We start from the raw sequence: 6,534 nt of genomic DNA, 5'->3' as shown, positions 1-6,534 counted from the left end.
GTACCGGGAAGGAGGGAGTGACCATCTCATTAAATAAAGCACGCTAAGCCGGTGGCAGCGGTCGCAATGGCCTGAACTTCCCCGCACCGACCTTGGCACTGCTGCGCCATAGGTAATCGCCGGTCAGGTTGATATGCTCCCACCCCAGCGGGGACAGATATTGCAGCAACGTGTCGTCCAGCGCCTTGCCGTGGGCACGCAAAGCACTGGTGGCACGCTCCAGATAGACCGTGTTCCACAACACGATGGCCGCCGTCACCAGATTGAGGCCGCTGGCCCGGTAGCGCTGCTGCTCAAAACTGCGGTCGCGGATTTCACCCAATCGGTAGAAGAAGACCGCCCTGGCCAGCGCGTTGCGCGCCTCGCCCTTATTCAGCCCCGCATGGACGCGGCGGCGCAGCTCCACGCTTTGCAGCCAATCCAGAATGAACAGCGTGCGCTCGATGCGCCCATACATCCGCACCTTGTCGTTGATCGCCTTGCCGGAAGCCTGGAACTGCTGTTGATGCTTGTTCTTGGCCGCATTGAACAGCTTGCCGATGATACGGTCGTGAAGGTCGATGATTTCATCAGTGACGGTGGCCATGCCCTCGATGGCCAGTGCTACCAAGGTGGCGTAACGCCGCTGCGACTCGAACTTGGCCAGGTCGGCGGGCGTCATCTGGCCGCCTTCGCGGGCGATCTTGAGCAAGCGGTTTTGGTGTACCTGCCGTTCGATGCCAGCAGGTAGGTCAAGCGCCTGCCAGGCTTTGAGGCGTTCGATGTGTTCAAGCATGTGGCGCGAGTTCGGCTTGGCGGGCGATTGGCGCAGCCACGCTAGCCACGTCATTTTGCTACCATCCTTGCGCTTGAGCAGTTCGTCCAGGCGCTGGCGATGGACAGGTATCAAGGAATCGGCCAATGCCGCATGGATGCTTCGGTTGGCACGGGTAATGGCCTCGGCGCTTGCGCGCTCGATGGCATTCATGGCGGGTAGGATGATGCTCTGCCGCCGCAGGTTTTCAACAAGGGTGCTGGCCAGCACAATGCCTTTGTCTGTTTGCAAGGCCAGTTCGGTCAATGTATGCACGGCTTGCCGGTAATGACTCATGGTGAAGGGCTTGAATCCAAACACCGTTTGCAGCTCGACCAAGTGCTCCCGCCGTGTCTGCTCGCGCTGGCCGTAATGGTTCCAGCTTTCCACCGGCACCTTGAGTTGTGCGGCCACCATGCGCAGCAGGGGCAGAAATGGAGAATCATCGACGCCCAAGAAGATGCCAGGGAATCGCAAGTAGCAAAGCTGCACGGCGAAGCACAATCGATTCGCGGCGCCGCGACGCTGACGGATCACCGACAGGTCGGTTTCGTTGAACGTGTAGTGCCGTATCAGTTCGTCTTTGGCATCTGGCAGTGTCAGCAGACTTTCGCGCTCGGTGGCGGACAGGATTGAGCGGCGTGGCATGGTCAGTCTTCCCGCAGGTACTGGTACAAGGTTTCGCGGCTGATGCCGAAGTCACGGGCCACCAAGGTTTTCTGGTCGCCTGCCGCAACTCGCCGTTTCAACTCGGCAATTTGTTCGCTGTTCAGCGATTTCTTTCGTCCCCGGTAGGCCCCGCGCTGCTTAGCCAGCACGATTCCCTCGCGCTGACGTTCGCGGATCAGAGCGCGCTCGAACTCAGCAAAGGCTCCCATGACCGACAGCATCAGATTGGCCATCGGTGAGTCCTCGCCGGTGAACGTTAGCCCTTCTTTGACGAACTCCATGCGCACGCCCCGTTGTGTCAGCCCTTGGACGATGCGGCGCAGGTCATCAAGGTTGCGTGCCAACCTGTCCATGCTATGCACCACCACGGTGTCGCCCTCGCGGACGAAGGCCAGCAGCCTTTCAAGTTCGGGACGTTGTGTGTCCTTGCCTGAAGCCTTATCGGTGAATACCTTGCCGACTTCTATTTGTTCCAGTTGTCGATCAGGATTCTGGTCGAAGCTGCTGACGCGAACGTAGCCGATACGTTGACCTTGCAAGATGCCTCCAAAGGTAAAAATGTCAGGATGAAATCTATTACCCTTGGCTGAATGTGTCAATAAATATAAATTAATACCCTACTCTGACGTTGTTTGTGCTCAACATCTGACATCAGGTTAGGGTATGCCTCAATCTGACGGCTGCGAACCGCCAGGGACAGGCGCAATGTCAGATTCTGTCGCGGCCTTGGCGCGTGCCTGGAAGCGTTCATAGCAATCCAGCCCGCAGAAATGTTCGACGTATTCCGCGCCTTCCGGGGTGAAGGCGGCATCGAGCGGAATTTCTTTGCAGCATACGCAGCAGGTGGTGCAACTGGCAGTGTTCGGGGCGTTTGCGTTCATGGTGGTACTCCTCCAGATTGGTAGCGAAGCTCAAAGCTGCCCACTCTCGGCTGGCTGGGAAGCGGTCATGATCTTCCCTTGAAGGCCCGCAGCAGCCGCGTCACAGACAGGACAAACAAGCCGGTCAGCGTGAGGGCTGCAATACCCCAGTGCTCCCCGATGAACGCGCCGGCCGTCGTGCCGGCTAGCACAATGGCGAGAATCGGCAAATGGCAGGGACAGGTGAGCACGGCCAGCGCGCCCCACAAGTAGCCGGTGATCGGTTTGTGCGTCTCAGACGGCAAGTGCTCTGGGCTGTTCATGGCAGACTCTCCGCGTGCTGTGCCGGTTCGGTTGGCATGGCGGCCAGTTGCATTTCGAGGCTGGCCAGGGCCTCGCGCCGACGCTCGACGAGTTGCCGCAACACGGCAAGCTGCGCAGACGCACCGTCACCGTCCGCAGCATCCAGCGCCCGGCACAGCCGCGCCAGTGCGTCCAGGCCGATACCCGCTTCGAAGGCAGCCCGTACAAAGCGCAGCCGTTGCAACGCGGTGTCATCGAACAAGCCGTAGCCGCCCGTGGTGTACGCGACCGGCCGTAGCAATCCGCGCAGCAGGTAGTCGCGCACGATATGCACGCTCACCCCGGCATCAAGGGCCAGCCGGGACACTGTGTAGGCGCTCATTGAACACCTCCTTTTCCTCATCCGGCGCAGCACGAAAGCTGCTTCACGTCCTTGCTGAAGGTCTGCGCCGCGAGCTTCAGCCCTTCGACCATGGTCAGGTAGGGGAACAATTGGTCGGCCAGTTCCTGCACGGTCATACGGTTGCGAATGGCGAGCACCGCCGTCTGGATCAGTTCACCCGCTTCCGGGGCCACCGCTTGCACGCCGATGAGCCGTCCGCTACCTTCCTCGATGACCAGCTTGATGAAGCCGCGTGTGTCGAAGTTGGCAAGCGCACGCGGCACGTTATCCAGTGTTAGCAGGCGACTGTCGGTCTCGATCCCGTCGTGATGTGCTTCCGCCTCGCTGTAGCCCACGGTGGCGACCTGCGGGTCGGTGAACACCACGGCCGGCATTGCGGTCAGGTCCAGGGCCGCATCGCCGCCAGTCATGTTGATCGCCGCACGAGTGCCGGCCGCTGCCGCCACATAGACGAACTGCGGCTGGTCGGTGCAGTCGCCGGCCGCGTAGATGTTCGGGCTACTGGTGCGCATGCCCTTGTCGATGACGATGGCCCCCTGCGCATTGACGGCTACCCCCGCCGCTTCCAATGCCAGGCTGCGCGTGTTCGGTGTCCGGCCGGTGGCGACCAGCAGCTTGTCGGCGCGCAATTCACCGTGCGTGGTGGTCAGCACGAATTCACCGTCCATATGGGCGACCTGGCTGGCTTGCGTGTGCTCCAGCACCTCGATGCCCTCGGCACGGAAAGCGGCTGTCACCGCCTCGCCGATGGCCGGGTCTTCACGGAAGAACAAGGTATTGCGCGCCAGGGCCGTGACCTTGCTGCCCAGCCGGGCAAAGGCTTGCGCCAGCTCCAGCGCCACCACCGACGAGCCGATTACGGCAAGGCGTTCGGGAATGGTGTCGCTCGCCAGGGCCTCGGTGGAAGTCCAGTAGGGTGACTCTTTCAAGCCCGGAATCGGCGGGACCGCCGGGCTGGCACCCGTGGCGACCAGGCAGCGGTCGAACATCACGACGCGCTCGCCACCCTCGTTCAAACTAACGATAAGGCTCTGGTCGTCCTTGAAACGCGCTTCACCGTGCAGAACGGTGATGGCTGAATTGCCGTCCAGGATGCCTTCGTACTTGGCATGACGGAGTTCTTCGACACGGGCCTGCTGCTGGGCCAGCAGCCGCTCGCGCAAGATCGTCGGCGGTGTGGGTGGCATGCCGCCGTCGAATGGGCTTTCCCGGCGCAGATGGGCGATGTGGGCGGCGCGGATCATGATCTTGGACGGCACACAACCGACGTTGACGCAGGTGCCGCCGATGGTGCCGCGCTCAATCAGCGTGACCTGCGCGCCTTGCTCGACGGCCTTCAGTGCTGCCGCCATCGCGGCTCCACCGCTACCAATGACGACGACCTGCAACGGGCGTTCGTTGCCACTGGGCTTATCAGCGGCCCCTATCCAGCCGCGCATCTTGTCGAGCAGGCCGGCGCGGTTGTCCGTCGGTGGCGCATCGGCAAGCGTTGCCTCGTAGCCCAGTCCGGCCACGGCGGTAGTCAGCGCATCCGATGACGTGCCCGCCTCAATGGCGAGTTGCGCTGTGCCCTTCGGATAGGACACCAGCGCCGATTGCACGCCGGGCACTTTCTCCAAGGCTTCCTTGACGTGAGCCGCGCACGAGTCGCAGGTCATCCCGGTGATTTTCAGGGTGGTCATGTATTTTTCCTTTTCTGTGGTGGCTACGGCTGTTGCCGTCAGCCACGTTGTTCTGGCAATTCACAGCTGTCCGGCCCGCAGCGGCGATGTGCTGGCGAGATGAAATCCCAGACCGACACCCCAACCATCAAGGCCAGGCCGACATAGAGCAGTCCACCGCTCTGCCAGCCGTAAGCCCGCATTAAAAACACCGCTGCCAGCACCAAGATCGGGCCTATCGTGCCGAGCGCCGTGCGTCGCCACTGTCGATGATTGAGCCAAGCGATAGCATTGGCGAGTAACGCGATGCCGGCGAACATCGGCAGCAGGATGCCAATGAATAGCCCCTCGTACTGGCTCAAGAAGCCCAGTCCGATGGCCGCGCCAAAGCTGGCGATGGCAGGAAAACAGGCGGCGCAGCCCATCGCGGAAACGACGCTGCCGAGCGCGCCGGTTTTGCCAGCGATGCGCGTGATGAGTCCCATGTGTCGCTCCCGAGTTCGGTTAACGGATCAGCGTTTGAGGCTGGACGGATAGCCCGCGTCCTCGGTCGCCTTGGTCAACTTCTGGACGTTGGTCTTGGCATCGTCGAAGGTGACGACGGCCTGGCGCTTGTCGAAACTTACGTCGGTCTTGCTCACGCCCTCAACCTTGGAAAGCGCGTGCTTGACAGTGATCGGGCAAGAGGCGCAGGTCATGCCAGGCACGGACAGCGTGACGGTCTGGGTGGCGGCCCACACGGGGGCAACAACGGCAGCGAGGGCGAGGGCGGCAAACAGTTTTTTCATGATGAACTCCTGTGATTAATAGAAAAATGGCATGACGTAGGGAAATCCGAGCGAGACCAGGACCAGCGCGGCCACGATCCAGAAAATGAGCTTGTAAGTAGCTCGCACTTGGGGAATCGCGCAGACCTCACCCGGTTTGCAGGCTTGCGCCGGGCGGTAGATGCGCCGCCAGGCGAAAAACAGCGCGACCAGCGCTGCGCCGATGAAGATCGGGCGATAGGGTTCCAGCACCGTCAGGTTGCCGATCCATGCCCCGCTGAACCCCAAGGCGATCAAAACCAGCGGCCCCAGGCAGCAGGCCGACGCAAGAATGGCGGCCAGCCCACCGGCGAAGAGCGCGCCGCGCCCGTTTTGTGGTTCAGACTTTTGTGGTTCAGACTTTTGTGGTTCAGACTTTTGTGGTTCAGACATACGCTTGTCCTTTCAAATTTGGTTTGGATAGCTTAAGCTTACTTCCGTAGTTATGTACGGAGTCAAGCGATATGCAAATTAATTTTGAGAATCTGACCATTGGCGTTTTTGCCAAGGCGGCCGGGGTCAATGTGGAGACCATCCGGTTCTACCAGCGCAAGGGCCTGCTGCCGGAGCCAGACAAGCCCTATGGCAGCATTCGCCGCTATGGCGAGGCGGATGTAACACGAGTGCGGTTCGTGAAATCGGCCCAGCGGCTGGGCTTTAGCCTGGACGAAATCGCCGAGCTACTGCGGCTGGAGGATGGCACCCATTGCGAGGAAGCCAGCGGCCTGGCCGAGCACAAGCTCAAGGATGTGCGCGAGAAGATGGCCGACTTGGCACGCATGGAGGCCGTGCTGTCTGAACTGGTGTGCGCCTGCCATGCGCGGAAAGGGAACGTTTCCTGCCCGCTGATTGCGTCACTGCAAGACGGAACGAAGCTCGCTGCATCGGCGCGGGGGAGTCACGGGGTGACTACGCCTTAGCGTGCTTTATTTTCCGAATTCTGAGACGACCCCTCAAAGGCCGACAGCAGGCTCAGAAGACGCTCCAGTGTGGCCAGAGTGCGTTCACCGAAGACGTGCGCCACAACCGTCCTCCGTAT

General features: G+C 61.1%; 10 protein-coding genes and 1 pseudogene. 1 reads left to right on the top strand and 10 read right to left on the bottom strand.

Annotated elements, in window-relative coordinates; genetic code table 11:
• Window positions 1-43: 43 nt before the first annotated feature.
• From NMC31_RS25670 to merT, 9 genes are all read right to left on the bottom strand, one after another.
• Window positions 44-1,441 carry a DUF4158 domain-containing protein gene (locus NMC31_RS25670; RefSeq protein ID WP_063249909.1) on the bottom strand — a complete coding sequence of 466 codons (1,398 nt, stop codon included), beginning with the start codon at window positions 1,439-1,441 and terminating at the stop codon, window positions 44-46.
• A 2-nt stretch (window positions 1,442-1,443) separates the two neighbouring features.
• Window positions 1,444-2,001, bottom strand: coding sequence for a recombinase family protein (locus tag NMC31_RS25665; protein WP_001162010.1), 558 nt, complete (start codon window positions 1,999-2,001; stop codon window positions 1,444-1,446).
• Between the two features lie 129 nt (window positions 2,002-2,130).
• A complete protein-coding gene (locus NMC31_RS25660) occupies window positions 2,131-2,343 on the bottom strand; it encodes a DUF3330 domain-containing protein (RefSeq protein WP_000993245.1) in 213 nt (70 codons plus the stop codon).
• A 65-nt stretch (window positions 2,344-2,408) separates the two neighbouring features.
• Window positions 2,409-2,645: a broad-spectrum mercury transporter MerE gene (gene merE / locus NMC31_RS25655; RefSeq protein ID WP_001087807.1), complete on the bottom strand. Its 237-nt coding sequence runs from the start codon at window positions 2,643-2,645 to the stop codon at window positions 2,409-2,411.
• Window positions 2,642-3,007, bottom strand: coding sequence for a mercury resistance co-regulator MerD (gene merD, locus NMC31_RS25650; protein ID WP_001277466.1), 366 nt, complete (start codon window positions 3,005-3,007; stop codon window positions 2,642-2,644). The genes merE and merD overlap by 4 nt, the downstream gene beginning before the upstream one ends.
• Before the next feature lie 17 nt (window positions 3,008-3,024).
• Window positions 3,025-4,710, bottom strand: a complete 1,686-nt coding sequence (gene merA, locus NMC31_RS25645) for a mercury(II) reductase (protein WP_000209296.1) — start codon at window positions 4,708-4,710, stop codon at window positions 3,025-3,027.
• 38 nt (window positions 4,711-4,748) lie between these two features.
• Window positions 4,749-5,174 carry an organomercurial transporter MerC gene (merC, locus tag NMC31_RS25640; protein ID WP_000522996.1) on the bottom strand — a complete coding sequence of 142 codons (426 nt, stop codon included), beginning with the start codon at window positions 5,172-5,174 and terminating at the stop codon, window positions 4,749-4,751.
• 27 nt (window positions 5,175-5,201) lie between these two features.
• The gene (gene merP, locus NMC31_RS25635) at window positions 5,202-5,477 is read right to left on the bottom strand and encodes a mercury resistance system periplasmic binding protein MerP (protein WP_000732275.1); all 276 of its coding nucleotides are present in this window, start codon (window positions 5,475-5,477) and stop codon (window positions 5,202-5,204) included.
• Between the two features lie 15 nt (window positions 5,478-5,492).
• Window positions 5,493-5,888 carry a mercuric ion transporter MerT gene (gene merT, locus NMC31_RS25630; RefSeq protein WP_001294653.1) on the bottom strand — a complete coding sequence of 132 codons (396 nt, stop codon included), beginning with the start codon at window positions 5,886-5,888 and terminating at the stop codon, window positions 5,493-5,495.
• Between the two features lie 71 nt (window positions 5,889-5,959).
• Here merT and merR point away from each other — a divergent pair, with 71 nt between their 5' ends.
• A complete protein-coding gene (merR, locus tag NMC31_RS25625) occupies window positions 5,960-6,415 on the top strand; it encodes a mercury resistance transcriptional regulator MerR (protein WP_001166628.1) in 456 nt (151 codons plus the stop codon).
• Window positions 6,416-6,447: 32 nt separating this feature from the next.
• Here merR and NMC31_RS25620 read toward each other — a convergent pair.
• A pseudogene (locus NMC31_RS25620) lies at window positions 6,448-6,534 on the bottom strand (IS1 family transposase); the annotation flags it as partial.

Origin of the sequence: Pseudocitrobacter vendiensis (genome assembly GCF_943590815.1) — a bacterium.
Taxonomy (GTDB): Bacteria; Pseudomonadota; Gammaproteobacteria; order Enterobacterales; family Enterobacteriaceae; genus Pseudocitrobacter; species Pseudocitrobacter vendiensis.
Note: the sequence above shows the minus strand (reverse complement) of the source record. Positions and strands in the feature narration are given on the sequence as shown.